The following is a 26,162-nucleotide window of genomic DNA, read 5'->3' as shown; positions in this document are numbered from 1 at the left end:
AAATAAATACATATTTTTACTATAGAATAATTTAAGGTGATATTATGATTAAAAAAGTAAAATTCATTAATTATGAAGAAGAGATTTATAAAATTTTTATGGATCAAAACAATTTATATTGTTCAGTATCAAATAAAGTACTAGAGTTGAGTAGTGGGATAGAAGATTATTGTTTAGAATATTTTAATAACTCTATATGGATAGCATTTTATGATAAAACATATAGAATTTCACTAATAGAAATATGTTTAAAATATAATGAAGAAATAAAGTTAAAAAAACATTTTTCTATGGAGACAAGTAAGTATTGTAATAGTATTGATTTATTAGAAATGAACATCAAAAATAAAGAGCAAATTAATCTAATTTTTAGAGGATGGAATAAAACTAAAACTAAGGCATTAATTTATAATAATAAAATAGCAGCATCAAATAACTTAAGAATAATATCAGATGGAACTTCTAGCGGCAGCAGCAAACCATATATGGTTTATTCCTATGAGGATATGGCATATATATTACTTTGTGAAGAAAATCCAAATCATGAATATGTTATTTATGATTTATTAAATGAAAATATTACGACAAGTTTTAACTTGGCAAATGCTAAAAATATTTCATTAATAACATATGAACAACAACCAATATTGTTCTATAGTAAAAAAGTAAGCAATAATTTAGAATTAAAATTTAGGAATATAAATTTAGATAAAGTTGATGAAGTATTAAAAGATGAAATAAGCTTAGATTTACCTAAAAATATAAAGGATCCAATAATATCAACATTTATGAATAAAGTATATGTTGTTTGGAAAGATGAAAAAGGAATTAATACAGCAAAATCAGAAAACTTAAAAGAGTGGAATTTTAATTTATATAAAAATAAACCAATAAGTGCTTCAATTATTAAGGTAATAAATAATAAGGCAGAAAAAATCAATACTTATTTTAATGCTAATATTATTACAAATTATATTTATAGTGAAAATAATAATAATATTCAAAGTGAAAATAACCTAATAAATATAAGTGGTGAAAATACTATTGAAAATAAAATTAAGTATATAAATAAAATTAGTGAACTAACTAGAAAATATAATAAGAGATATAATGAATATTTAAGAAGAATTAATGAATTAAATAAAATAATTGATGAAAAAGATAGATTAATAGGTGAATTGTTAAATAAAAGATAACAAGTATCAAATATTTTTAATTAAGCATAGCTTATAATAGGAATATTGTGGGGGAATAAAATGAAAGTATATGATTTGGAAAGGTTTTGTATTGAACAAGAAGATAAAATAAATTGTTTTTATAGAAATGATAAAGAGATATTTATATCACAATATAAAGAACATCAATTAATTTATGAAAAATCTTTAATAAATGACTGCAAAATTTTAAATAATGTAATTTTAAATTTAGATAATAGTATAGCAATCATTTATATTAATTTAAATGGAGATTTAATCTTATGCAAATTAATTGATGATGAGCTTCAAAGTCCAATTTTATTAACTAAGTTAGTATCAAAATATAAATCAATTCAAATAGCATCCTTAAATAATATGTTAAATATTTTTTATATTAAAGAAGTAAATAATGTAAATGTATTATGTTTTAGAAGGCTAAATAATAAATTATTACTATCAGCTGATATCAGTATGGATACTTTAGATGTTAATCCAGAAATACCATATATTTTAAATGTTAAAGATAATAAGTTATTGGTAGCGTATGTAAAATTAGGAACACCTAATTATATTGGGTATAGATTATTTGATGAAAAAAAGAATAATTGGTCTGATTTTATAGTATTAGATGCATATCCGAAATTAATAGAAGATATTAATTTTATAAAAAATAATAAACATATAGCATATACTTATACTTTTAGAAAAAGTAATAATATAAACTTAGTATTTGGTGTTGGGGAGAATGATATAAGAAAAAGAATTATAGATGAGATGACAGAAAATGCAAAGTATACTGACATATCTATAATTGGTGATGATAGGCTTAATATAATAACTATAGATGAAAAAAATGCTAAGATAAGAGAAGTTAATAGTAAGGGCGAGGCTAAATTAAGTTTAGAAGTAAATTTACAGAATGTAGATAGTATAGAAAAATATTATTTTGAAACAGATAGAAAAATTTTAAAGAATACAATAATTATTATTAAAACAATTGAAGGTGAATTATATACTGATATAGATTTAATTGAAAATAATGCAGAAAAAATTAAGGTAGAAAAGGTAATTGAATTACCTCAAGAGCAGAGTGATTCTGTAGAAAGTGAATCTATAGAAAGTGATGTAATAATGACAGAAGAAGAGTTGAAAAATGAAATGAAAGAAAAGACAATAGATAAGGAATATGTGGATAAGCTTATAGACAAAATAACAGGTTATGAGGAAATTATTAATAAATTTATGAGTAAATTTACACAATTTGATGATGATAGAGAAGAACTATTAAATAATATAGATGATTTAAATGATCAATTAGAAGAGAAGAATATAAAAATAAGTGAATTTGAATCATTATTGATTGAAAGACAAGACATGTTATATACATATGAAAATGAAATTAGAGAACTAGAAAGAGAAAAAGAAGAGGTTAATATAGAAATTGAAAGTAAAGTAAATGAAATAGAAAGCTTGAAACAAAGTATAAGTAAGTATAAGCATGAAAATGAATATTGTAATAATATAATACAAACATTAGAAAATAATAAGGAAATTGATAAAAAGATAATAGAAGAAAATTTAGAAAAGATTAAGTTTTTAAGTGCATCTATAAGTAAATATGAAAATGATCAAAAGTATTACAATAATAGAATACAGGAGTTAGAAAGTAATAAGGAAATTGATAAAGAAACTATAGATATCAATTTAGAAGAAATAGGAAAATTAAATAAAGCTATAAATAAATATGAAAATGATATTAAAGATTACAATAATAAAATAGAAGAGCTTAATAATATATTAACTGAAAATAAAGAAGAAATAAATAGAGTAAATGAAATGAATGATCAATTAAAGGAAAAAAACAGTGAAGAAGTTAGTAGATTAAATAAGCTTCTTAATAAAATAAAGATAGAAAATAAAGAATATGTGGATGAGATTGATGAATTAAAGCTCCAATTAAGCAAGTTAAATGATATTATTGAAAATGCAAAAGAAGAAAAAGCTATATATGTAAATGAAATAAAAGTGTTAAATAATAAAGTAAGAGAATTAAATAGAATTCTTAGAAATGGATTTATGTAGTTAGTAATTTAATATATAAAAATAAAGGGGGAATATATCTCCCTTTATTTTATAGTATGCCAAAATATAAAATTAGTATTTAGAGATAATAAAAAATATTACTGGGAATCAAAATTTCCAGTAATATTTGATTTATAAGAGGTTATATTACACAAAATTATCTACATTCTCAATTATCTATAGTATTACTAGATAGAATAAGATTATAATTATTTATTACTTATTATATAAATTTCTAATTGCAACTATAAAACTTTCTATATCATTAAAATTATTAAAATATCCAGGACTAACCCTAACAGTGCCTATGCCTTCTGTGCCAATTATTTTATGAATAAGAGGAGCACAATGATAGCTAGTGCGTACGTAAATGTTTAATGAGTTTAAATATTGCCCAACTTCAGAACTATCGCGGTTATCAATATTAAATGATAATACTGGAGTTTTTAGTAAAGGGTTTGTTTCTCCATAGAGCTTTACGAAGGATAAGCTTTGTAATTCATTGGTTAAATACACCATAAGTTCAGTTTCGTGATGCCTAATATTACTAAGTCCTTTAGATAAAATAAATTTTACACCTTCATTTAATCCTATTATTCCAGGGGTGTTTAAAGTACCACTTTCAAACTTATCTGGCAAAAAGTTAGGTTGAATAAATGAGTCAGAATTACTTCCGGTACCACCTTCCTTTAATGAAGGAATATCTATATTATCGGAAATGTATAAACCACCTGTTCCTTGTAATCCAAATAAAGATTTATGACCAGGAAAAGCTAATAAATCTATGTTCATTTTCTTTACATCTATATCGATATAACCAATTGTTTGAGCAGCATCGACTATTAAGAAAATTCCTAATGATTTAGCTAAATTTCCAATGGCCTCAATATTTTGAACTGTACCCAAAACATTAGAACCATGATTTATTATTATGGCTTTAGTATTTTTTTTTACAGATTTTTTTATATCGTTTATATCTAAATATCCTAGTGAATTAACAGGAATTATTGTTGTTTCAACATTATTTTTTCTTAATGTATATAATGGACGTAATACTGAATTATGCTCAATCATTGTTGTTATAGCATGATCTCCAGGTTTTAATATACCTTTAATAGCTAAATTTAAAGCCTCAGTAGTATTTGAGGTAAACACTATGTTTAGAGGATTTTCTATATTTAATAACTTAGAAAGCCTTTCTCTACAATCAAATATTTTGACCTCGCATTGAATTGATAAATTATGAGATCCTCTGCCAGGGTTAGCACAATAATTTCGCAAGCAGTCATCTACAGAATTATATACTTCTGCTGGTTTTGGAAAGGTTGTTGCAGCATTATCTAAATATATCATAAATCCTCCTAATTTATATTATTGATAATTAAATGTCAATTTTTTCATAAACATATCGTTTTGTTTTTGTATTGACATATTTTTTATGAATTGCACGAATAGGTGCATTTTTATCTTTTATAATTTCTATAACATTATCTATTTTATCTTCAGATACTTCAATAGAACGTGCACAGCCTGCTGAAAGGCAACAAGGGGTTTGAATCATATAAATTTTTATTGATTGTTCTTTTAGTAATTTATATAAATACATGCTATAGTTTGCGGAATCAAAGGTTATTATATATACCGGTTTCTCAATCATTTTATCTCCCCCTAGTGTGATTTCTTATAATAGTATATTCATAGTATATAAATTCAGTGTAAGAAATGATAAGAAAAGTTCAATGGCTAGATAATAAAACCTATATAAATAAGCGAATTATATTTCTATTAAGTCAATAATATATATGAATTTTTTATAGAGGAAAAGATTATATAATCTGGTATGAAAAATTTAAACTGAATACAAAGGTTAATAAATACCTTTTTAAAGTATAGAAATAAACTTTTTAAAAAGTATTGCATTCGATTAAATAAGATAATATAATATTCATATGGAGGGATAAAAATGAAAGTACAAGGAAGTTTAAAACAATATCTAAAATGGCTAATAGGGAGTTATATAGTAATTGGAATACTATTATTATTTAATAGTAAACTAATTTTTGATTTTTCATTAAGTTGTGCAGTCTTAATAATACCGTTTGTATTATGTACAATTGGATATGGTGTAATTACATTAAATAAAAAATACATAACTAGCGGTATTATAGTAGGGATTCTATATGTTGTAGCAATGGTAGGGTTTAGTCCAATTATAATGCCAAGTGCTCATAGAAATTTAATTGGAGATGTTGAAGAAATCGAGTTTACAAGCAAGATAGAGCATATGGATTTAAATCAATTACCAATTATAGATAAGGAGTTAGCTTATAAGCTTGCTGATAAAAAGTTAGGGGAGATACCTAGCTTAGGAAGTCAAGTTACAATAGGGGATTTATCATTGCAAAGTGTGAATGGTGAGCTTTATTATGTTGGACCATTAGAGCATTCTTCATTTTTCAAATGGTTAACTAATCATGAGGGAACTAAAGGATATATAAAAGTTAGTGCTACAAATCAAAATGATGTACAATTGGTAACTGAATTAAATGGGGAAGAAATACATTTAAAATATATTCCATCAGCATATTTATTTAGTGATTTAGATAGACATGCTTATTTAAAAGATATGACAGCAGGTCATACTGATTATACTTTTGAACTAGATGATGATGGAAGACCTTACTGGGTAATAACAAGATATGATAATGCAGTAGGATTAACAGAACAAAAAGCTATAGGAACAGAAATAATAGATGCTCAAACAGGTGAAACTAATATTTATGATATTGAAAATACACCAAGCTGGGTAGATAGAATACAGCCTACAAGTTATATAAATAATTATTTAAATAAGTGGGGAGAATTAGTTCATGGTATATTTAACTTTAGTGATAAAGATAAATTAAAAACTACTCCAGGTATGAATATTATATTTAACGATGATATTTGTTACTATTATACAGGAATTACTTCTGTAGGTAATGATGAGGGGTTAGTTGGATTTATGTTAACTAATACTAGAACTGGTGAAACTACAATGTATAAGACTGCTGGTGCCACAGAAAGTGCAAGTATGAAGTCGGCAGAAGGAAAAGTACAACAATATGGTTATACAGCAACGTTCCCATATTTAATTAATATACAATCTGAACCAACTTATTTCATGACTTTAAAGGATTCAAATGGACTTGTTAAACAATATGCTATGGTAAATGTAAAGAATTATAATACAGTGGCAGTTGGAGATACATTGCAATCAACTCTAAACAGATATTTAGAAGCGTTAACTAATACAAATATTTCTTTAGAAGGAAGTAATAGTGAAGAAGCTTTATCAGGTGAAGTTGAAAGGATTGGTTTAGTAGTTAAAGAAGGAACAAGTATTTATGATATTAAATTAAAAGGAGAAGATAATTTCTTTACTGTATCAACTGAAACATCAAGAGAAGTTGCTTTAACACAAGTTGGAGACACTGTAGCTATTAAATTTATACAAGTTGGTGATGGACAGTATATTATTACTAATTCTTTCGAGAATTTATCTTTAAGAGGTAATATAGATAATAATAGTGAATCCTCTTTAGAAGAAGCAGGTAAAGCAAATGATAATAATGATTTAAATGTACAAGAGGATAATACTGAAGCAGCAACTGATATACAATAAATAAAATATAAATTTTAAGTAACTATCAAGGTTATACTTGATAGTTACTTTGTTTTAAAATTGATAAAAAGTTAAATAAAATTTTTGCAGTAAGTCCCCAAATAACATACTCATTATAAGTATAAAACAAAATTTCATAGGAACCTGTTTTAAATTTATAATCTTGCTTGCTTGGAATTAAATCATAAGGAAAATTATCATGAGGTGTTATATTAACTTTATTAATATATTTAGTAGGCTTATGATTTAATAAGTATTGTAAAGGAACTAAAAAAACCTTTTCAACTTCAGTAGAGTTAATGGATAAATTGTTTAAATTATTTATTGTTATTAAATAAGGATGAATTAGTATATCAAATGGAGAAATAAATAAATCTAAAGGAGATATAATATTTATATCATTTTCACAAAGCCCAATTTCTTCGCATGTTTCTCTTATTGCAGTATCTAATGGATGTTCATCTTTTTCTATTTTACCCCCAGGAAAGCAAATTTCACTTGGTTGGCTTCGAAGTGTTTTAGCCCTAATTTCAAATAAAATGTGGGGTTCATCATTGTAATTAACAATTGGAATTGTAACTGAGGCACGTTTGAAGTTTTCCCAACCATTAATATAAGGCTTGTAATTTGAAAAAATGTTGTTTATAGTATTACTCATAAAAATCACCTAATTATTTTTATTAAAAAAATATATATTATATTCAAATAAAATTATAAATTCATTACTAAAATAAAAGTATACTAAAAAATAGTATGCTATGTCTAGGAGTAATAAATGCACAAGATATGGACAGTAGATGATATAAAATTAGTTATTGATGAAATAGCTAGTAGATGGAATTATCCATGTAATATAAAAATTGAAATATCAAAAAGAGCTACAAAAAGAATGGGAGCATTTTTTTATAAACGTAATGGGAATAATATTATACCAATTAAGTTTGTTTTTGCTTATACATTAATAAATGGTAGTTACTCAAAAGAAGTGGTTAGAGAAGTAATAATTCATGAATATTTACATTATTATTGCGATTTGAGCACAAATAAAAGCAATGGTCATAATAAATTTTTTAAGAAATGTTGCTTAGCTAGTGGTATCTCAGATAACACTACTTTTAAATATTTTAATGAAGAAAATAATAATAAAAAATATAAATATAAGATATATTGTAGTAAATGTAGAAAATTAGTTTGTGTACATGTAAGAAAAGATGCTACTATAAGGAAGGTTAGCTCTTATATATCCAAGTGTTGTAATGCTAGGCTTTACTGTGATAATCTTATGTAGTATATTAAAAGAGTTATAAAATAGAATAGTGTATAAATAAAGGAGAATCAATAAATGAGTGAAAATATAAAAAAGAGCGAAAATGAAGAAGTTAAAATCATGACTTTTTTAGATGAAAACGGAAATAAAGTTGAATTTGAAGCAGTTGCAAGAATTTTTTTAGGTGAACAGGAGTACTTACTGTTAGCACCAGTAGAAGAAAAAGATAGTGAAGATATTTACGTATTTAGAATTGACGAAGTAGATGGTAAGCAAGAATTGAATTTAGTTGAAGATGATAAAGAGTTCATAGCTGTTAAAAAAGAATATAATAAACTATTATACTAATAGTATGAGGAGAAAGAACTGTGCAAGAATTAGAAATTGTTAAGATTTTAAAAGAAAATGATTTATCAGATGTAGAAGTTTTAAAAAATACAGAAGAATATATTTTAGTGAATTTCTACTTTGATTTTGATAAAGATTTACAAGATGCCGCAAAAGCTTATGCAAATGAAGAAAGTAAAGAAGAGGAATTTAGTGCTAAATGGTATAGTGAATACTATTTCCCATATCTTTATGATTTTGCAAATGATGAAGTTTTAGAAGTAATTGAGGAAATAATCGAATCTCTTGATCTTGAAGGAGAAATGATGGCATTCCAAATGACTGAGAAAACAAGTGATTATGTTCAATTTATGGCATTATTTACAGAAGAAGAAAGTAATGTTGCTATTGAAGAAGTTGTAAGAGAATATTTGTCTAAATAAAAGAAAAAATAGGTTAATATTTACATTGCATTTTGATTAAAATTTGATATAATTAAATCATGAAATCCTGAGATGTGCGTTTAGCTTATGATGTTCAACCTACATTATATTTACGGGATTTGCAACACATTTGTGGATGTCGGGCTTCCGATTTAGTAGAAGATGGCTGAAGCAAGTTGAGCAGAACCCACCTGCGAGCTGCAGGTGTGAATATTTAAGCGACCGGCATGTTGGGAGATAGTTTTAAAATAAACACCTCATTTATATGAGGTGTTTTTTTTATTCTAAGCAGCTTTTGACTTTTTGATAGCATATTTTCTTGAATGTTTCTTTTTATAATTTTTATATATGAGATGTTGATATCTCCATACGTGCTTGTCTAATATTTGAGATATGTATACAATAAGAGAATTTGTTGGGGATAAAAATTTTAAAAGAAAGTTTAAAGTTAATTTTTCTATAACAATTGTCCTTTTTAGTTGCTTTTTATTCATAAAAATACCTCCTTTGTAATTTTTTAACAGTATATGAATTATTATATCATATGAACAAAGGAAGTAAATTATTTAATATATACAAAAAAATACAAAAAGTGATTACATATACTTGTATGTATCTTAATTTTAAAATTGTAAAGACTAAAATATGTAATTATAAATGATATATGTAATTAATTTGGCGAAAAAAGTTAAAAATTAAATATTAAATCTTTGAGTTGATATTAAAAAGAAATAAATGTAAAATAAGTATTAGTAAGATTTTAAATTGTTTATAAGGAGAAAGGAAGTAAAAAATGGATTATACAAAAGCAAAAATGGATGATGTAGTAGTTAGAATTAATGAATTATATAAGAAGAGTAAGGAAGAAGGATTAACAGAATTAGAAAAGGAAGAACAACAAATTCTAAGAAGAAGATATATAGATAGTTATAAGGCAAATCTTAGAGCGCAATTAGAGGGTGTTGAACTTAAGAATAAGAAAAAATAGAGGGTGATTAATATTGTCAGTTACTGTAGAGAAATTAATATCAGATTTTGATTTGGAAGTTTTAGTTGAAGGCGAAAAGGATGTAAAAATACCTGTTAACGATATAAATAGACCTGGTTTACAGTTAGCTGGTTTTTATAATTACTTTGCACCAGAAAGAATACAGGTTATTGGTAAAGCTGAATGGAGCTTTTTAGATGATATGGGAATTGAACTAATGAGAAAAAGGGTTAATAAATATTTTAGTTTCAATTCAAAATGTGTCATTATGACTAGAGGCTTAGAACCGCATAGTGAATTCTTAAAGGTAGCTAAAAAAAGCAAAACATGGCTTTTAAGGACAAACGTTGTTACGACAAAGTTTATAAGTAAGCTAACTATGTATTTAGCAGGAAAGCTTGCACCAGAAACAAGATTGCATGGTGTGTTGGTTGACGTATATGGTATAGGTATTTTAATTACTGGCGAAAGTGGAATTGGCAAAAGCGAGACTGCACTTGAGTTAATTAAGAGAGGACATAGATTAGTATCAGATGATGCTGTTGATATAAAAGAAATAGATGGGAGCCTTATTGGTACATCACCAAGAATAACAATAGGTATGTTAGAGGTAAGAGGAATAGGTATAATTGATATTTCTTCATTATATGGATTAAGCTCTATTTTGCCTTCAAAGGATATAAATCTTTTAATGCATTTTGAGCATTGGAAAGATGATGGTGATTATGATAGGTTAGGAATCGATAAAGAAACACAAGAAATATTAGGAGTAAAGGTTAGAAGGTTAAGAGTACCTGTAAGGCCAGGAAGAAATATTGCTGTTATTATAGAAGCAGCAGCAGGTAATTACAGGCATTCATTAATGTCAGATGTTACTCCGGTAGATATTATAGAGCAAAGAATGTGTGAAATTAACGAGGAAGAATAAGGAGGGCTAGTTATATGAGTAATGAAATAAAAAATAATGCATGGTTAAAATATAGTGGTGCAGAAAGAGAGAAAATTTTTGATTTCTGTGAAGGGTACAAGAATTATTTATCAGTGGGAAAGACTGAAAGAGAATGTATACATGAAGCTATTAGGCTTGCAGAAGAAAAGGGATATAGAAATTTAGCTGATATAATCAAAAACAATGAAGAGATAAAGGCAGGGGATAAAGTTTATGCTAATAATAAGGATAAAACTTTAGCTTTATACTTAATTGGAAATGATAGTATAGAAAATGGAATGAGAATAATAGGTTCTCATGTAGATTCACCAAGAATAGATTTAAAACAAAACCCATTATATGAGGATGGAAATTTAGCATTAATGGATACTCATTATTATGGTGGAGTTAAAAAATATCAATGGGTTACATTACCACTTGCATTACATGGGGTTGTAGTAAAAAAAGATGGAACAAAAATAAATGTAGTTATTGGAGAAGATGACAATGATCCAGTACTAGGAATTTCAGATCTTTTAGTTCACTTATCAGGAGAGCAATTACAAAAGAAAGCAAATGAAGTAATTGCTGGAGAAGATTTAAATGTTTTAGTTGGGAATATTCCACTAGAAGGAAAAGAAAAAGATGCTGTGAAGGAAAATATTTTAGTTCTTTTAAAGGATAAATATGACTTTGAAGAAGAAGATTTTATTTCTGCTGAATTTGAAGTTGTACCTGCTGGAAAGGCTAGAGATTTAGGATTAGACAAGAGTATGGTAATGGGATATGGGCAAGATGATAGAATTTGTGCATATACATCTTTAATGGCATTACTAGAAGTTGATTCTGTAGAAAAAACATCTGTAATTTTATTAGTAGATAAAGAAGAAGTTGGAAGCATTGGTGCAACAGGAATGCAATCTAGATTCTTTGAAAATTCTGTAGCAGAAGTTATGGATAGAATGGGAGAATATAGTGAATTAAAGCTTAAGAGAGCTCTTCAAAATTCATTGATGTTATCAGCTGATGTTACAGCTGCATATGATCCAAATTATCCAGGAGCATGCGAAAAGAAGAATACTGCTTACTTTGCAAAGGGGTTAGTATTTAGTAAATATACTGGTGCAAGAGGTAAGAGTGGTTGTAATGATGCAAATCCTGAATTTATTGCATGGTTAAGAAAAATAATGGATAAAAACAATGTATCTTATCAAACAGCTGAACTTGGTAAAGTTGATCAAGGAGGCGGAGGTACAATTGCCTATATTTTAGCTCAATATAATATGGAAGTAATAGATTGTGGTGTAGCATTACAAAATATGCATGCACCATGGGAAGTTTCTAGTAAAGTAGATATTTTTGAAACTAAGAATGGATATAAAGCATTTTTAGTAGAGGAATAATTAAAAGGTGTCGATATAATCGGCACCTAAATTTATTTGAAATGAAATAAGGTAGGATATATATAATTACAAAGATAGTTACATTAGATTCAATTCCTACTTGGAATGAAGTGATATAATAAAAATTATTATATTAATATTTGAAAGTAATAGTATTAGAGAATATATATGTTGATGAGGTATGAAGGTTTTGTTTTAAACAGCTTCTTCATACCTCATTTAAGTTTAAGATTAAATGTTATTTGTTATATGACATTGTCAATTGATAAACGTAAATATTAAAAATTAATTACAATTAAGTTTATCTAGGAATTTTTTTAAACGTTCTTCTTCAATAGACATAGAACCTAATATACCATGTTTTTTATCATCGCCTTCATAACCATGAGAATCTGATCCACATGAAGTTATTATATTCTTTTGATCTACTATCTTTAAGAAATTTTTAGTATCTTCAGGTGTATTAAGTCCGTAGATACCTTCAATACCATCAAAGTCTAAATGAAGAACATCTAAAACATTAAGCTTTTTTAATAAAACTGGATGAGCTAAGACTACAATAGCATTATAGCTTCTTAATAACTTAATACCTTCTTCTGCATCTAATTTGTTTGCTGGAACGTAAGCAGGACAATGATCTCCTATAAAGTTATCGAAAATATATTCTTTTGTATAATTATATCCTGCATCCATGATTGCTTTAGCTATATGTGGTCTAGCAATAGTATCTTTTCCATTTTTCAAAACATCATTAACATCTATTTCAATATCATTAAATTTTTTTAGTCTTCTCACAATTTCATGTGCACGTTCAATTCTTTTAGTTTTTAAGTCTTCTAAGAAATGATTTAAGTCTGGATTTTTATAATCATCACCTTTGAAATATCCGAGTATATGAACTGTTTCACCTTTATATGTAGTAGATAATTCTACTCCAGGAATGAAATGAATATCTAATTTTTCTGCTTCAGCATTAGCTTCCTCAATTCCAGATACTGTATCGTGATCTGTTAATGCTAAATATTTAACACCTCTTTCAAAGGCCTTTTTAACAACCTCACTAGGTGAATATCTACCATCAGAAGCAGTAGAATGTGTATGTAAATCGCATTTAATCATAATAAAATTAAGACTCCTTTCAAGTAAATGTTTTGTAGTATATAAAGCTATGATATAATTTATTCATTAATAATGCAATAATTAAGAAATAGATTAGTTGTAAATTAAATTTTAAGAAAAATCAATTATTATTAATTTATGTATTTATGAAAAAAAATATATAATAAGTATTAGATTAAAAATAGTAGGAGAAAAGTATGTTATTAATGATAGATAATTACGATTCATTTGTATATAACCTAGTTAGATATTTTGAAGAATTAGGTGAAGAAATAAAAGTATTTAGAAATGATAAAATTGAAATTGAAGATATAAAAAATATGAAGATTGATGGGATAGTAATTTCACCTGGTCCAAAATCGCCAAAGGAAGCTGGATTAAGTTTAGAAATAATAGATAATTTTAAAGGTAAGTTACCTATATTAGGTATATGCTTAGGACATCAATGTATAGGAGAGTATTTTAATGCTAATATTAAAAAGGGAAAAGAGCCTGTTCACGGTAAAATGTTTTACATAAATCATAATGAAGATGATTTATTTATAAATGTGAAAAATCCATTAAGAGTTACAAGATATCATTCATTAATAGTTGATAAAGCAGATTTGCCAGAGTGTTTAGAAATTACAAGTGAAACTGAAGATGAAGTTATCATGGGAATAAAACATAAGGATTATGATATTTATGGGGTTCAATTTCATCCTGAAGCAGAGATGACAGAAGAAGGACATAAGATACTGCAAAATTTTATAAATATAACTAAAAAATACAAAGAGAAAAATAGTGCTATAATGGAATGCAGTTAGGGGGACAAATGTGTTAAGGATAAGGGAGTTTAGTAGTGAACTAAATGCTTTTGAAGTTTACAATTTTTTTAAAAAAGATAAAAATTCAATATTATTAGATAGTTCAAAAGAAGATAAAAAATTATCAAAATATTCATTTATCGGATTAAATGATTTTATGATTTTTGAAGCTATAAACTCAAAATCATATATTGATGGAAAAGTAGTTCAAGGCGAACCATTTGAGGTTTTAGAAAGCCTAGTTGATAAATATAAATGCACTATAGATAATGATATTCCTTTTTTATTTGGAGCAATTGGATATATTTCATATGATGCAGGAAGAATGTTAGAAAAGTTACCAGATACATCTGAAGAGGATTTTATTATTCCAGATATTAGATTTGTTTTTTATAAGAATTTAATAATATTTGATTTAGAAAATAATAAAAAATATGTAACGGATATAGATGGTAACGATGAAAGAATACATAAAATCTTAAGAAAAATACATGAGTGTAACAAAATAGAAGAGGAAATAGTAAGTGAGAAAAGTGAGAATAAATTTTACTCCAATTTTATAAAAGAAGATTATAAAAACGCTATTTCAACATTGAAAGATTATATAAAATCTGGTGATGTATATATAGCAAATATGACTCAAAGATTTTGGTGTGAAAATGATGAAGAGTCTTTTTCTATTTATAAAAAGCTTAGAAGTATAAATAAAGCTCCATTTTCTGCATTTTTAAATTTTAAAGATTTTCAAATAATAAGTTCATCCCCAGAGAGATTTATACAAGTAAAGGATAATAAGGCTCATACAAGACCTATAAAGGGGACAAGACCTAGAGGGAATTCTTTTGAAGAAGATGAAAGAAATAAATTAGAGCTGATAAATAGTGAAAAAGATAAGGCTGAATTACTTATGGTTGTAGATTTAGAACGAAATGATTTTAGTAAGGTATGTAAGCCGCATAGTGTTAAAGTAACAGAAAATTTTAAGCTTGAAGAATATGCAACTGTATTTCACCTTGTATCAACAGTTGAGGGAGAATTAAAGGAGAATGTATCTGCAGTAAAATGTATTAAAGAGTGTTTTCCTGGGGGATCAATTACAGGTACACCTAAAATAAGAGCAATGGAAATAATAGAAGAGCTTGAGGGATTAAAGAGAAATATTTATACAGGTGTTATAGGATATTTTGATTTTAGAGGCAATTGTGATTTTAATATAGTGATTAGATCAATATTAAAAAAAGAAAATAAAGCTTATTTTGGTGTTGGTGGAGGAATTACTTATGACTCTATAGAAGAAGATGAGTATAATGAAACTTTAGACAAAGCAAAAGCATTAATGAGAGTGTTATAAAAGGTAGTTTGATATGAGAAAGATAACATATGGAAATGAAAGTATAAGAATTGATAATGGATTATTCTTTGGCAAAGGTGTCTTTGAAACAATACTAGTAAAAGAAGAGGCAATTTTTTTAGAAGAACATATTAAGAGGTTAAATAATTCAATTAACGAACTTAATATTGGTGAAGAAGTTGAAATTGACTATGTTAGTGACTTTATAAGAAGAAAAAATATAAAAAATAAAGCACTAAAAATAACAGTTACAGAAGAAAATTTGATATTTTCTGAGAGAGAAATAAAATATCAAAAAGAACATTATGAAAAGGGATTTATAGCTTATTTTACAAATGTTTTAAGAAATTCTACGTCAAGGATAGTTAATTTTAAAACTTTAAATTATTTAGAAAATATTATAGAATATGAAGTATGTCAAAAAAATGGATTTAATGAAGCTATTTTTATAAATGAAAAAGGTTATATATGTGAAGGCTGTACAAGCAATATCTTTATGATTAAGGATAAAATAATATATACTCCTGATATCAGAAATGGATTATTACCGGGAATAATCAGAAAATGGATAATTGATAACTTTGAAGTTATTGAAAAAAATATAACAAAGGAAGAGCTATTAAATAGTGATGAACTATTTTTTACAAATTCATTAGTTGGGGTTATAAAATGTGCAAAGATAGGAAATAAGAATTTTAATTGTAAAATAACACAAGAAATTAAAGAGCAATATGAAAAAGCAATAAATGGAGGCGCAGAAAGATGAATAAAGAAATGATAATGGAAGGTGTAAAGTTAATTTTAGAAGGAATTGGAGAAGATGTTAATAGAGAAGGATTAATTGAAACACCTGATAGAATAGCTCGTATGTATATGGAGATATTTGATGGAATAGGTAAAGATGCCAAGGATGTATTATCTAAAACATTTAGTGTAGAAAATAATGATTTAGTATTAGAAAAAGATATAACATTCTTTTCAATGTGCGAACATCATTTAGTACCTTTCTTCGGTAAGGCTCACATTGCATATATACCAAAAGGAAAGGTTGCAGGATTATCTAAGCTAGCAAGAACAGTTGAAGTTTATGCAAAAAAACCACAGTTACAAGAAAAGCTTACTACTGAAATTGCAGATGCAATAATGGAATATTTAGATGCTGAAGGGGCTATGGTTGTAATTGAAGCAGAACATACTTGTATGACTATGAGAGGTGTTAAAAAGCCAGGAGCAAAGACTGTAACTACTACATATAGAGGTGTATTTAGAGAAAATATAGATTTAAGAAGAGAAGTTATGAATTTTATAAAATAGTCTTTAGTAGTTAATAGTTAAGAGTTAATAGCTAAATAGGAGATTAGTTAATTTTAACTAGTAATTATTGACTTGGTAGAAAGGTATAGTAATGGAGAATATAGATAAGATACTTAATAATAAGCTGTATAAAGAATCTTTAGAAAAATTAAAGCTTTATGAAAAAGATAGGGAATTTTGCAATCATACTATAGAACACTTTATAGATGTTGCTAGAATTGCTTATATTATGGTGTTAGAAGAAAATATAGAGATTTCTAAGGAAGTTATTTATGCTATAGGATTATTGCATGATATAGGAAGAGTAAAGCAATATGAAGATGGAACAAATCATGATTTAGCAAGTGTTGAAATGAGTAAAGAAATATTAAGTGAAACTAAATTTGATAAAGAAGAAGTTAATATTATTCTTAATGGAATAGCAAATCATAGAAGCAAAAGCGATAATAAGCTAGAAGAAATAATTTATAGAGCAGATAAATTATCAAGACAATGTTTTAATTGTAAAGCTGGGAAAGAGTGTTACTGGAGTAAAGAAAAGAAAAACTTTAAAGTAGCATATTAATGAGGAGGATATGTGTTTGAGAATAGGAAATAAAGAATATAAATTAGGTGATAGAACATATATTATGGGAATATTAAATGTAACACCTGATTCATTTTCAGATGGTGGAAAGTTTAATGAAATAGAAGCAGCAGTAATACAAGCAAAGAAATTGGTGGAAGACGGTGCTGATATAATTGATGTTGGTGGAGAATCAACAAGACCGGGTGCAGAATATGTTTCAGAAGATGAAGAAATAAAAAGAGTAGTTCCTATAATTGAAGCTATAAAGAAGGAATTAGATATTACTATTTCAATTGATACATATAAAAGTAAAACAGCAGAAGCAGCAATTAAGGCTGGAGCAGATATAATTAATGATATTTGGGGAGCTAAATATGATAAAAATATTGCAAGTATTGCAGCAAAGTATGATACTCCTATAATATTAATGCACAATAGAGAAAATAAGCCTTATGAAAATTTAATGGAAGATGTAAAGAAAGACTTACAAGAAAGTATTGATATTGCATTAAATGCAGGTGTTAAAAAGGAAAATATAATATTGGATCCAGGTATAGGCTTTGCTAAAACTTATGAAGAAAATTTAATAGTAATGAATAATTGTGATATTGTAAAAGAAATGGGATATCCAGTTCTATTAGGTACATCAAGAAAGTCAATGATAGGATTAACTTTAAATTTACCTGTAAATGAAAGAGTAGAAGGTACACTAGCTACTACGGTTATTGGAATAATGAAAGGAATGGATTTCATAAGAGTTCATGATGTGTTGGAAAATAAGAGAGTAGCAGTTATGACTGATAAAATAATAAAAGCAAAGTAGGTATTAATATGGATAAAATATATTTAAAGGATATAGAGATTTTTGCAAATCATGGAGTTTTTCAAGAGGAAAAGACACTTGGACAAAAGTTCATTTTATCTTTAGAGTTATCATTAGATATTAAAGAGGCAGCAACTACATGTGATTTAACTAAATCAGTTCATTATGGAGAGCTATGTCATCAAGTTATTCAAGTTTTCCAAGAGGAAAGTTTGGACTTAATTGAAAGTGTAGTAAATAAAGTTGCTAACTTTATATTAGATAATTATTCAATGGTAAATGGAGTTAAAGTTCTGTTAAAAAAGCCGTGGGCACCTATAGGAAGACATTTAGATTATGCTGCAGTTGAAATAAATAGAGAAAGACATATTGCTTATATATCAATGGGAAGCAATATGGGAAATAAAGAAGAAAATTTAAATAATGCAGTTAAAAAGCTTGAAGAGATTAATGGAGTTAAAGTATCAAAGGTTTCATCTTTTATTACAACTGAGCCTTGGGGAAATGAAAATCAAGATGAATTTTTAAATGGAGCATTAAAGATAGAAACTTATTTAACGCCTAAGGAGCTTATGACTGAGCTTTTAAGGATTGAAAGTGAACTTGGTAGAGTAAGAGAAATTAAATGGGGGCCAAGGGTAATAGATTTAGATATTATATTATTTGATGATATTGTAAGCAATGACGAATTTGTTATTATACCTCATCCATTAATGCATTTAAGAGATTTTGTTTTAACTCCGTTAAATGAAATTGCTCCATATGCATTACATCCATTAAAAAACAAAAGAATATTTGAACTTTTAGAGAGTTAAAAAGAAATTGCTACCGAAAATATTTCCATAATAGATTTATTTTCGGTAGCTTTATTTAATGAGAATTATTATGAACTTTTAGTTGTTTGAATTTGTTTTATTAATAATATATACGCAAAAAGAGTATATATTATCTCGAGCGGGAACATTATCCATGGTTATTATATCTTCTTGAAGATTACCATCCCATGGGAAAAGTGTTACAGTATTTTTATCATATACATTTATTACATATTTATCATTACTGTTATCATCAAATTGAATTATTAATTTATATTTTACCTTAGCGTCATCCAAATCTAATTCACTTACATAGTTATCATTATTTAAGGATTCTAAGAATGCAGGTAAAACATCTAAGTCTTCCTCTGATACATCATGATATTCATAAAAGTTTACATCAAAAACTTTAAGTGAATAACTTTCATTATTTTTAATCTTTTTATATATTTCATTTGAATAGTAATAAAGATTAGGTTTACTTTTAAAGTTTATGTACTTAGGGTCGTTAAAAACACAGCCAGATAAAAGAGTTACAAGTAATAATATAATTAATAATTTAATGTTTTTCATTTTATCCTCCTAAAAATAACTATATAAATAATTATTCTATAAATAATATTTTTAGAACATAATAATATGTAAATAAACTTTTAAATAATATTATGTGAAAAAAGTAATAATGTGTAAATTTTGGTAATAGTATAATTTGTAAGCAATAAATTAGGTAGGAAAGTTAATGAAAATAATTGCGACATTAGGACCAAGCACATCTAATAAAAAGGTTATTGGAGAGTTGATAAATTCAGGAGCTGATACTTTAAGACTAAATTTTTCTCATTTCTATGAAAAGCAATTTCAAGAAATGTTATCAATAGCACGAAATATAGATGAAAATATAAAAATAATGGCAGATTTACAAGGGAAAAAAATTAGAATTGATGAAAAATTAAAAGAGACATTTAAAATATATACTAATGAAATAGTATATTTTTGTGGAAATGATGCTTATAACTTATTTAGTGAAGGAAAAGATAAAATCAAGATTATTCCTTTAAATATTAATTCAGAAATCATAGAAGATAATGAAGTTAATAAAATTTCAATGAAAGATGGAACTATAAATTTTGAAGTAATAGATAAAAATAAGGGATTCATAAAAGTAAGAGTAAAAGATGATGGCGTGATAAGGGCAGGGAAGGGCTGTAATGTTCCAGGAATAAACTATAAGTATAGTGAATTAAGTAAAAAAGATAAGGAAAGCTTGAAATGGGCGATTAATAATAATATAAAAATAATATGTCAATCATTTGTAGAAAGTAAAAAAGAGATAAATGATATAAAGAAATATATAGAAGATAACAATGGAGATATAGAAGAAATAAAGATATTATCAAAAATTGAAACAAGCACTGGATTAGAAAATTATGAGGAGATAATGGAGTGTTGTAATGGTGTAATTATAGCGAGGGGAGACTTAATACCAGAGTGTGGCATGGTAACTTCAGTTGAAGAGGAATTTGAGTTATTAAAGAAATTAAAAAAGTATAAAAAAAGTAAAGAAATAATAATAGCTACACATATTTTAGATAATATGAAAAAAGGTACGTTGCCTACTATTAATGAATTAGAAAGCATATATACATTTATAAATATTGGAGCAACTGGCTTTTTATTAGCAGGAGAAACCTCCATTGGCAAGTATCCAATAAAAACTGTAAAATTATTAAGTGAATTAATGAATTTATATAAAAAATAATGTTTGTTAATGAATAGACAAATAGCCTTAAAGTGGGTATTATAGTAATGTAATTCATATACTAAGGAGGAATTTTAATGAGTGAACAAGAGAAAAATCTGCGTTGGTATAATTTAGCGATGATGGCTTTTGTATCAGTGTGGGGGTTTGGTAATGTTGTAAATAACTTTGCCAATCAAGGATTAACTGTTATCGTATCATGGGTATTAATAATAGCATTATATTTTGTACCTTATGCACTAATGGTTGGAGAATTAGGATCAGTTTTTAAAGAAAGCAAAGGTGGAGTAAGTTCATGGATAAGAGGAACTTTTGGAACAACGCTAGCTTACTTTGCAGGATGGACTTATTGGGTAGTTCATATACCATATTTAGCTCAAAAACCACAAGCTGCTTTAATAGCATTAGGATGGACAGTAAAGCAAGATGGTAACTTTATAAAAGATATGAGCCCTATGGTAGCTCAGTTATTAACTTTAGCCGTGTTCTTATTATTTTTATGGATAGCATCAAGAGGTATTACTTCTTTAAAATTAATAGGAACAATTGCAGGGACATCAGTATTTATTATGTCATTGCTATATGTTGCATTAATGCTTGCAGCACCATCTATAAGAGGAATACAACCTGCTACAGTTGATTTTAGTTTTAAAAATTTAATGCCTAATTTTAATTTCTCATATTTTACTACGTTGTCAATGTTAGTATTTGCGGTTGGAGGAGCTGAAAAAATATCTCCATATGTAAATAATATGAGAAAACCAAGTAAGGACTTCCCAAAGGGAATGATAGCATTAGCTATAATGGTTGCTGTTTCTGCATTGCTAGGATCAATAGCAATGTCTATGATGTTTGATGCAAATAATATTCCAGCAGATTTAAAAATGAATGGCCAATATTATGCATTCCAAATGTTAGGGGAATACTATGGAGTAGGAAAATTATTTATTGTTATTTATGCATTATCTAATTTATTAGCGCAAATTTCAGCACTAGTATTTTCTATAGATGCTCCACTTAAAGTTTTATTAGCGGATGGCGATAAGAGATTTATTCCAAAGGCATTAACAAAAACTAATAAGTATGGAGCACCTATAAATGGTTATATTATGACAGCTATTTTAGTTGGAATATTAATAATAGTACCAGCATTAGGTATTGGAGATATGAATTCATTATTTGATTGGTTATTACAATTAAACTCTGTAGTTATGCCTATGAGATATCTTTGGGTATTCTTAGCATTTATTGGGCTTAAAAAAGCTGCTGACAAATATAAGTCTGATTATAAGTTTGTTAAAAATGATAAGTTTGCAATGGCAATTGGAATATGGTGCTTTGCATTTACTGCATTTGCATGTATTATGGGTATGTTCCCAAGTGGAGTAGAAACTTTTAGTGGACAATGGTGGTTCCAAGTGATTTTAAATGTGGCAACACCTTTTGTACTAATTGGTTTAGGATTTATTTTACCTATTATAGCTAAAAAGACTAATAAAAAAGAATTAGCTTAACTAATTTCCTTTCTTAACATTTAATTAATAAATTATTTATAAAATGTATAAAGTATTAATAACCGCTTTAAAAAATATTTAATAACTTATGTTGCAAAGTTTAAAATTTAATAGTATAATGAGTACATAAATTTAAAGATTATTGTGTAAATGAGGTTGAGTTTAATGAATACTTTTAAATCGATATTATGGACAGTATTAGGAATAGTTGTTTTTATTGCTATAATAAAGTTTTTTATATTCCTTTTACCTTTTATTATTGTAATCGGAATAGTAGGATACATAGTATTTAAATGTAAAAAAGCTTTTAATAATAAAAAAAGAGAAAATGAATCATATAATTATTACAATAATAATCAAAATAGTTATGAAGAAAGTAATATTGATGATAGTGACAATGGTGAAATAATTGATGTTGATTATAAGGAAGTAGATAAATAAGAACAAAAGACTGCTCGATTAAGAGCAGTCTTTTTTGTATGATTTAAATGCAAGAATAAATATATATAATTCAAAAAAAGTTATTATAATTGATGTAATACTTAAAAAACCTGTAAAAAATGCAAGATTATATATATAATCCATCATATGAGGTTGAAAAAGTAAAAATGTATGATATAATATTGTTATTAATGTAAAAAAATACAAAAAATAAGGGGGCTATATCTATGAAAAAAATAAAAATGACGACTCCATTAGTTGAAATGGATGGAGACGAAATGACAAGAGTTATTTGGGGCATGATAAAGGAGGAACTATTAAATCCTTTTATAGATTTAAAAACTGAATATTATGACTTGGGGATAGAAAAAAGAAATGAAACTAATGATAAAGTAACAGTAGAAGCTGCAGAAGCTATAAAAAAATATGGGGTAGGAGTTAAATGTGCAACGATAACTCCAAATGCAGATAGAATCAAAGAGTACAATCTAAAAGAAATGTGGAAAAGCCCTAATGGAACAATTAGAGCTATTTTAGATGGAACAGTATTTAGAGCACCAATTACAGTTAGCTCAATTAAACCACACGTAAAAAATTGGGAAAGACCAATTACAATAGCAAGACATGCGTATGGAGATATTTATAAAAATATTGAAATGAAAATAGAGGAAAAAGGAAAGGCAGAACTTGTTTTTACTGGTGAAGACGGAAAAGAGGTTAGAGAAACTATTCATAACTTTGAAGGTCCAGGAGTAATAATGGGAATGCATAATACTAATAAATCTATTGAAAGTTTCGCTAGAAGTTGTTTTAATTTTGCATTAGATACTAAACAAGATTTATGGTTTGCATCAAAAGATACTATTTCAAAAAAATATGATCATACATTTAAGGATATATTTAATGAAATTTTTGAAGCTGAATATAAAAATAAGTTTGAAGAAGCTAATATAGAGTATTTTTATACGTTAATAGATGATGCTGTTGCAAGAGTTATTAAATCTAATGGTGGATTTATTTGGGCATGTAAAAATTATGATGGAGATGTTATGAGTGATATGGTAGCAACTGCTTTTGGATCACTTGCAATGATGACATCAGTTTTAGTATCTCCAGATGGATATTATGAATATGAAGCAGCTCATGGAACAGTTCAAAGACATTATTATAAACACTTAAAGGGTGAAGAAACATCTACTAATTCAATGGCTACTATTTTTGCTTGGACTGGAGCTTTAAGAAAAAGAGGAGAATTAGATAATAATTTAGAACTTGTTTCTTTTGCAGACAAGCTAGAAAAGGCTTCATTACAAACAATAGAGGGTGGAGTAATGACTAAGGATTTAGCTATGCTTACAGATTTAAAAGAAGTAAAAACCGTAAACACATATGAATTTATTAAGGAAATAAGAAGTAGATTATAAATTAAAAAAATAGACTGTGGTGCAATAAATATTTTTATTAGTCCCACAGTCTGAACCATATATTGGAGTTATATATGAGGCATAATTTATTATAGGAAACATAAAATAAGCTTGAAAGAAAAGGAGGTAATAAATAAATGTCTCATAAAAATAATAAAAATTCTAAAGACAATAAAAAATCTGGTCAAAAGACAAAGGCTGAATTACAAAAGATGAGAGTAGAAACAGCAAACGAAGTAGGTTATTCTAAAGAATCAAGAAAATTAGGTAAGGATCAACCTAGACCAGATAGTGCTCAAAAAATAGGGCAATAGTCACTACTAAAATTTAATAATAAAAACTTTAAAGATTAATAATATACATAATAAATGAATAATGTAAAAAAGAGTGTTTATAAACACTCTTTTTTATATGTGAAATAATAAAGTTAATTAACCCAGTTACCATTGGTAAAAATTTGAATAGTTTCACCGTTTTTATTAACTCCAGTTATTTCAAGATCTTTAGTTCCAATCATAAAATCAACATGAATAACTGAATTATTAACACCTATTTTTTCAAGTTCTTCTTCAGAATATTTATCTGCATCCTTTATACAAGATTCATAAGCTCTTCCAAATGCTAAGTGACAAGCTGCATTTTCATCAAACAAAGTATTAAAGAAAATTAACTTAGAATTAGAAATAGGTGAATCATAAGGCACAAAAGCAACTTCGCCTAAGTATTTAGCTCCTTCATCACTATCAAGCATTTGTTTTAATACATCATACCCAGTTTCTGCAGTAAAATCAACAACTTTACCATCTTTAAAAGTAATTGAGAAATTATCTATTAAATTTCCACCATAGCTTAAAGGTTTAGAGGAATAAACCACACCATTAACTCCTGTTTTCTTTGGAAGAGTAAATACTTCTTCAGTAGGCATATTTGCATTAAATGCTATTCCATTAACATCTCCTTCGGAGCCTCCAGCCCAAATATGACCTTCTGGAAGTTCAATATTTAAATCAGTTCCATTAGCAGATTTTAAATGTACGCTTTTAAAATTGTTGTCATTCATAAATTTAATTTTTTCTTCTAAGTAAGCATTATGTTTTTCCCAGGCCTTCACCGGATTTTCGGTATCAACTCTTACTGTTTTAAATATAACATCCCATAAAGATTTCATTGCTTCATCATCACTTGCGTTAGGGAATACCTTTTTAGCCCATGAAAGTGTTGGAACTGAAAGTACACACCAACGACATTTATTAGACATTGAATTATCATAGTATTCTTTTAGTGCTGAAGTTCTAGCTTTTTGAGAAGTACCTATTTTTTCAACAGGAATACCTTTTAATCCATCAGGATCACTTGCAGCGATTGAAATAAAGCAAGCTCCTTGTCTAGCATAATAATTATATCCTTCAGCCATCCAATCAGGGTAATCAGCGATAGTTTCTAAAGAGCTATTTTTTAGTTTTATTTTAGTTAGTTTTTGATCACCATAATGTACTATTACATCTTTAGCACCTGCTTTATATGCTTCTTCTGCAATTAGTCTTGCAAATTCTGCGGTTTCAATTGGTGATGAAATAACTAATATATTATCTTTTTGAATATTTACTCCCGTATTTACAGCTAGGGAAGCATATTTTTTTAATAAATCATTATTCATATATAGTTCTCCTTAAAATGTGAAATTATAATTTATAAATATATTATAACATTATAACAGAAAGTATAGGAATTTTATGTTTAAAAAAGCATATATGTTATAAATTATATGAAAATATATATCTGTATGTAGTTTTGTAATAAAACTGTTTTTTTGGTAAGTTTTTAAATATAATATAAAAGCATCTTTAACATTAAAATAAAGAAACTATTATTTATTATTTGTAGTATTATCAAGAGTTATTTATATAACAAAAAAAGTAATATAGTAGTA

The 26,162-nt window shown here is 26.7% G+C and carries 28 protein-coding genes and 1 other RNA gene; 22 read left to right on the top strand and 7 right to left on the bottom strand.

Annotation, left to right across the window (positions count from 1 at the left end; translation table 11 throughout):
• Positions 1 to 44 precede the first annotated feature (44 nt).
• Both HCG70_RS04570 and HCG70_RS04565 read left to right on the top strand, forming a co-directional pair.
• On the top strand, positions 45 to 1,196 hold the full coding sequence (locus tag HCG70_RS04570) for a hypothetical protein (RefSeq protein WP_055277886.1): 1,152 nt from the start codon (positions 45 to 47) through the stop codon (positions 1,194 to 1,196).
• A gap of 60 nt (positions 1,197 to 1,256) precedes the next feature.
• Complete coding sequence (locus HCG70_RS04565) at positions 1,257 to 3,278, top strand: hypothetical protein (protein WP_042396142.1); 2,022 nt, start codon at positions 1,257 to 1,259, stop codon at positions 3,276 to 3,278.
• A 216-nt stretch (positions 3,279 to 3,494) separates the two neighbouring features.
• Here HCG70_RS04565 and HCG70_RS04560 read toward each other — a convergent pair whose 3' ends face one another.
• A complete protein-coding gene (locus HCG70_RS04560) occupies positions 3,495 to 4,631 on the bottom strand; it encodes an aminotransferase class V-fold PLP-dependent enzyme (protein WP_042396139.1) in 1,137 nt (378 codons plus the stop codon).
• Positions 4,632 to 4,659: 28 nt separating this feature from the next.
• On the bottom strand, positions 4,660 to 4,935 hold the full coding sequence (locus tag HCG70_RS04555; protein ID WP_042396137.1) for a DUF3343 domain-containing protein: 276 nt from the start codon (positions 4,933 to 4,935) through the stop codon (positions 4,660 to 4,662).
• 306 nt (positions 4,936 to 5,241) lie between these two features.
• Between HCG70_RS04555 and HCG70_RS04550 the strand changes: the two genes are divergently transcribed.
• Complete coding sequence (locus HCG70_RS04550; protein WP_055291905.1) at positions 5,242 to 6,942, top strand: YrzE family protein; 1,701 nt, start codon at positions 5,242 to 5,244, stop codon at positions 6,940 to 6,942.
• 31 nt (positions 6,943 to 6,973) lie between these two features.
• Here HCG70_RS04550 and HCG70_RS04545 read toward each other — a convergent pair whose 3' ends face one another.
• Positions 6,974 to 7,600, bottom strand: coding sequence for a CoA pyrophosphatase (locus HCG70_RS04545; protein ID WP_042396131.1), 627 nt, complete (start codon positions 7,598 to 7,600; stop codon positions 6,974 to 6,976).
• A 117-nt stretch (positions 7,601 to 7,717) separates the two neighbouring features.
• Here HCG70_RS04545 and HCG70_RS04540 point away from each other — a divergent pair, with 117 nt between their 5' ends.
• The 4 genes from HCG70_RS04540 (at position 7,718) to ssrS (ending at position 9,220) form a co-directional block, all read left to right on the top strand.
• Positions 7,718 to 8,230 (top strand): SprT-like domain-containing protein, encoded by a 513-nt coding sequence (locus HCG70_RS04540; RefSeq protein ID WP_042396126.1) that lies wholly within the window; start codon positions 7,718 to 7,720, stop codon positions 8,228 to 8,230.
• 54 nt (positions 8,231 to 8,284) lie between these two features.
• The gene (locus tag HCG70_RS04535) at positions 8,285 to 8,557 is read left to right on the top strand and encodes a DUF1292 domain-containing protein (RefSeq protein ID WP_042396297.1); all 273 of its coding nucleotides are present in this window, start codon (positions 8,285 to 8,287) and stop codon (positions 8,555 to 8,557) included.
• 20 nt (positions 8,558 to 8,577) lie between these two features.
• Positions 8,578 to 8,979 (top strand): hypothetical protein, encoded by a 402-nt coding sequence (locus HCG70_RS04530; protein ID WP_042396122.1) that lies wholly within the window; start codon positions 8,578 to 8,580, stop codon positions 8,977 to 8,979.
• A gap of 61 nt (positions 8,980 to 9,040) precedes the next feature.
• Positions 9,041 to 9,220, top strand: a non-coding RNA gene (gene ssrS, locus HCG70_RS04525) — 6S RNA.
• A 43-nt stretch (positions 9,221 to 9,263) separates the two neighbouring features.
• Here the strand turns inward: ssrS and HCG70_RS04520 are convergent.
• Entirely contained in the window at positions 9,264 to 9,473 is a 210-nt protein-coding gene (locus HCG70_RS04520; protein WP_042396119.1) for a hypothetical protein, read from the bottom strand.
• 299 nt (positions 9,474 to 9,772) lie between these two features.
• On the opposite strand from HCG70_RS04520, the gene HCG70_RS04515 reads away from it, so the two are divergent.
• From HCG70_RS04515 to HCG70_RS04505, 3 genes are read left to right on the top strand one after another with little or no spacing between them, the layout of a single operon-like run.
• Complete coding sequence (locus tag HCG70_RS04515) at positions 9,773 to 9,967, top strand: DUF896 domain-containing protein (protein WP_042396116.1); 195 nt, start codon at positions 9,773 to 9,775, stop codon at positions 9,965 to 9,967.
• 13 nt (positions 9,968 to 9,980) lie between these two features.
• Entirely contained in the window at positions 9,981 to 10,895 is a 915-nt protein-coding gene (hprK, locus tag HCG70_RS04510) for an HPr(Ser) kinase/phosphatase (protein ID WP_042396113.1), read from the top strand.
• A 14-nt stretch (positions 10,896 to 10,909) separates the two neighbouring features.
• Positions 10,910 to 12,298: an aminopeptidase gene (locus HCG70_RS04505; protein ID WP_042396110.1), complete on the top strand. Its 1,389-nt coding sequence runs from the start codon at positions 10,910 to 10,912 to the stop codon at positions 12,296 to 12,298.
• Between the two features lie 285 nt (positions 12,299 to 12,583).
• On the opposite strand, the gene HCG70_RS04500 is transcribed toward HCG70_RS04505, so the two are convergent.
• Positions 12,584 to 13,417, bottom strand: coding sequence for a PHP domain-containing protein (locus HCG70_RS04500; protein WP_055276990.1), 834 nt, complete (start codon positions 13,415 to 13,417; stop codon positions 12,584 to 12,586).
• Positions 13,418 to 13,614: 197 nt separating this feature from the next.
• Here HCG70_RS04500 and HCG70_RS04495 point away from each other — a divergent pair, with 197 nt between their 5' ends.
• From HCG70_RS04495 to folK, 7 genes are all read left to right on the top strand, one after another.
• Entirely contained in the window at positions 13,615 to 14,223 is a 609-nt protein-coding gene (locus HCG70_RS04495) for an aminodeoxychorismate/anthranilate synthase component II (protein ID WP_042396105.1), read from the top strand.
• 10 nt (positions 14,224 to 14,233) lie between these two features.
• The gene (gene pabB, locus HCG70_RS04490; RefSeq protein ID WP_042396101.1) at positions 14,234 to 15,574 is read left to right on the top strand and encodes an aminodeoxychorismate synthase component I; all 1,341 of its coding nucleotides are present in this window, start codon (positions 14,234 to 14,236) and stop codon (positions 15,572 to 15,574) included.
• 13 nt (positions 15,575 to 15,587) lie between these two features.
• A complete protein-coding gene (locus HCG70_RS04485; protein WP_154820708.1) occupies positions 15,588 to 16,340 on the top strand; it encodes an aminotransferase class IV in 753 nt (250 codons plus the stop codon).
• Entirely contained in the window at positions 16,337 to 16,888 is a 552-nt protein-coding gene (gene folE, locus HCG70_RS04480; protein WP_042396095.1) for a GTP cyclohydrolase I FolE, read from the top strand. The genes HCG70_RS04485 and folE overlap by 4 nt, the downstream gene beginning before the upstream one ends.
• 91 nt (positions 16,889 to 16,979) lie before the next feature.
• Positions 16,980 to 17,453, top strand: coding sequence for an HD domain-containing protein (locus HCG70_RS04475; protein ID WP_221697511.1), 474 nt, complete (start codon positions 16,980 to 16,982; stop codon positions 17,451 to 17,453).
• A gap of 16 nt (positions 17,454 to 17,469) precedes the next feature.
• Positions 17,470 to 18,279 (top strand): dihydropteroate synthase, encoded by an 810-nt coding sequence (gene folP / locus HCG70_RS04470; protein WP_154820707.1) that lies wholly within the window; start codon positions 17,470 to 17,472, stop codon positions 18,277 to 18,279.
• A gap of 8 nt (positions 18,280 to 18,287) precedes the next feature.
• Positions 18,288 to 19,094, top strand: coding sequence for a 2-amino-4-hydroxy-6-hydroxymethyldihydropteridine diphosphokinase (gene folK, locus HCG70_RS04465; RefSeq protein ID WP_055276996.1), 807 nt, complete (start codon positions 18,288 to 18,290; stop codon positions 19,092 to 19,094).
• A gap of 78 nt (positions 19,095 to 19,172) precedes the next feature.
• On the opposite strand, the gene HCG70_RS04460 is transcribed toward folK, so the two are convergent.
• On the bottom strand, positions 19,173 to 19,667 hold the full coding sequence (locus tag HCG70_RS04460; protein WP_042396082.1) for a DUF4883 family protein: 495 nt from the start codon (positions 19,665 to 19,667) through the stop codon (positions 19,173 to 19,175).
• A 166-nt stretch (positions 19,668 to 19,833) separates the two neighbouring features.
• On the opposite strand from HCG70_RS04460, the gene HCG70_RS04455 reads away from it, so the two are divergent.
• From HCG70_RS04455 to HCG70_RS04435, 5 genes are all read left to right on the top strand, one after another.
• Positions 19,834 to 20,853, top strand: coding sequence for a pyruvate kinase (locus tag HCG70_RS04455; protein ID WP_042396079.1), 1,020 nt, complete (start codon positions 19,834 to 19,836; stop codon positions 20,851 to 20,853).
• Positions 20,854 to 20,930: 77 nt separating this feature from the next.
• A complete protein-coding gene (locus HCG70_RS04450) occupies positions 20,931 to 22,367 on the top strand; it encodes an amino acid permease (protein ID WP_042396078.1) in 1,437 nt (478 codons plus the stop codon).
• A gap of 165 nt (positions 22,368 to 22,532) precedes the next feature.
• Positions 22,533 to 22,808, top strand: a complete 276-nt coding sequence (locus HCG70_RS04445; RefSeq protein WP_042396075.1) for a hypothetical protein — start codon at positions 22,533 to 22,535, stop codon at positions 22,806 to 22,808.
• A 227-nt stretch (positions 22,809 to 23,035) separates the two neighbouring features.
• On the top strand, positions 23,036 to 24,232 hold the full coding sequence (locus tag HCG70_RS04440; protein ID WP_042396073.1) for an NADP-dependent isocitrate dehydrogenase: 1,197 nt from the start codon (positions 23,036 to 23,038) through the stop codon (positions 24,230 to 24,232).
• Between the two features lie 137 nt (positions 24,233 to 24,369).
• Positions 24,370 to 24,546 carry a small, acid-soluble spore protein, alpha/beta type gene (locus HCG70_RS04435; protein WP_070098824.1) on the top strand — a complete coding sequence of 59 codons (177 nt, stop codon included), beginning with the start codon at positions 24,370 to 24,372 and terminating at the stop codon, positions 24,544 to 24,546.
• 113 nt (positions 24,547 to 24,659) lie between these two features.
• Here the strand turns inward: HCG70_RS04435 and HCG70_RS04430 are convergent, their stop codons facing one another.
• Positions 24,660 to 25,889: an aminopeptidase gene (locus HCG70_RS04430; protein ID WP_221697510.1), complete on the bottom strand. Its 1,230-nt coding sequence runs from the start codon at positions 25,887 to 25,889 to the stop codon at positions 24,660 to 24,662.
• Positions 25,890 to 26,162 lie beyond the last annotated feature (273 nt).

It is taken from the genome of Clostridium sp. K04, from assembly GCF_019734375.1.
In the GTDB taxonomy this organism is placed as follows: domain Bacteria; phylum Bacillota; class Clostridia; order Clostridiales; family Clostridiaceae; genus Clostridium; species Clostridium saudiense.
The sequence above is the reverse complement of the archived record's forward strand: the minus strand, read 5'-3'. Positions and strand labels throughout refer to the sequence as shown.

Excerpts from the sequence above, each read along its gene's own strand:
- HCG70_RS04570 (WP_055277886.1), top strand. The coding sequence starts at position 45 with ATGATTAAAAAAGTAAAATTCATTAATTATGAAGAAGAGATTTATAAA.
- HCG70_RS04565 (WP_042396142.1), top strand. The coding sequence starts at position 1,257 with ATGAAAGTATATGATTTGGAAAGGTTTTGTATTGAACAAGAAGATAAA.
- HCG70_RS04560 (WP_042396139.1), bottom strand. The coding sequence starts at position 4,631 with ATGATATATTTAGATAATGCTGCAACAACCTTTCCAAAACCAGCAGAA.
- HCG70_RS04555 (WP_042396137.1), bottom strand. The coding sequence starts at position 4,935 with ATGATTGAGAAACCGGTATATATAATAACCTTTGATTCCGCAAACTAT.
- HCG70_RS04550 (WP_055291905.1), top strand. The coding sequence starts at position 5,242 with ATGAAAGTACAAGGAAGTTTAAAACAATATCTAAAATGGCTAATAGGG.
- HCG70_RS04545 (WP_042396131.1), bottom strand. The coding sequence starts at position 7,600 with ATGAGTAATACTATAAACAACATTTTTTCAAATTACAAGCCTTATATT.
- HCG70_RS04540 (WP_042396126.1), top strand. The coding sequence starts at position 7,718 with ATGCACAAGATATGGACAGTAGATGATATAAAATTAGTTATTGATGAA.
- HCG70_RS04535 (WP_042396297.1), top strand. The coding sequence starts at position 8,285 with ATGAGTGAAAATATAAAAAAGAGCGAAAATGAAGAAGTTAAAATCATG.
- HCG70_RS04520 (WP_042396119.1), bottom strand. The coding sequence starts at position 9,473 with ATGAATAAAAAGCAACTAAAAAGGACAATTGTTATAGAAAAATTAACT.
- HCG70_RS04515 (WP_042396116.1), top strand. The coding sequence starts at position 9,773 with ATGGATTATACAAAAGCAAAAATGGATGATGTAGTAGTTAGAATTAAT.
- HCG70_RS04505 (WP_042396110.1), top strand. The coding sequence starts at position 10,910 with ATGAGTAATGAAATAAAAAATAATGCATGGTTAAAATATAGTGGTGCA.
- HCG70_RS04500 (WP_055276990.1), bottom strand. The coding sequence starts at position 13,417 with ATGATTAAATGCGATTTACATACACATTCTACTGCTTCTGATGGTAGA.
- HCG70_RS04495 (WP_042396105.1), top strand. The coding sequence starts at position 13,615 with ATGTTATTAATGATAGATAATTACGATTCATTTGTATATAACCTAGTT.
- HCG70_RS04485 (WP_154820708.1), top strand. The coding sequence starts at position 15,588 with ATGAGAAAGATAACATATGGAAATGAAAGTATAAGAATTGATAATGGA.
- folE (WP_042396095.1), top strand. The coding sequence starts at position 16,337 with ATGAATAAAGAAATGATAATGGAAGGTGTAAAGTTAATTTTAGAAGGA.
- HCG70_RS04475 (WP_221697511.1), top strand. The coding sequence starts at position 16,980 with ATGGAGAATATAGATAAGATACTTAATAATAAGCTGTATAAAGAATCT.
- folK (WP_055276996.1), top strand. The coding sequence starts at position 18,288 with ATGGATAAAATATATTTAAAGGATATAGAGATTTTTGCAAATCATGGA.
- HCG70_RS04460 (WP_042396082.1), bottom strand. The coding sequence starts at position 19,667 with ATGAAAAACATTAAATTATTAATTATATTATTACTTGTAACTCTTTTA.
- HCG70_RS04455 (WP_042396079.1), top strand. The coding sequence starts at position 19,834 with ATGAAAATAATTGCGACATTAGGACCAAGCACATCTAATAAAAAGGTT.
- HCG70_RS04450 (WP_042396078.1), top strand. The coding sequence starts at position 20,931 with ATGAGTGAACAAGAGAAAAATCTGCGTTGGTATAATTTAGCGATGATG.
- HCG70_RS04445 (WP_042396075.1), top strand. The coding sequence starts at position 22,533 with ATGAATACTTTTAAATCGATATTATGGACAGTATTAGGAATAGTTGTT.
- HCG70_RS04440 (WP_042396073.1), top strand. The coding sequence starts at position 23,036 with ATGAAAAAAATAAAAATGACGACTCCATTAGTTGAAATGGATGGAGAC.
- HCG70_RS04435 (WP_070098824.1), top strand. The coding sequence starts at position 24,370 with ATGTCTCATAAAAATAATAAAAATTCTAAAGACAATAAAAAATCTGGT.
- HCG70_RS04430 (WP_221697510.1), bottom strand. The coding sequence starts at position 25,889 with ATGAATAATGATTTATTAAAAAAATATGCTTCCCTAGCTGTAAATACG.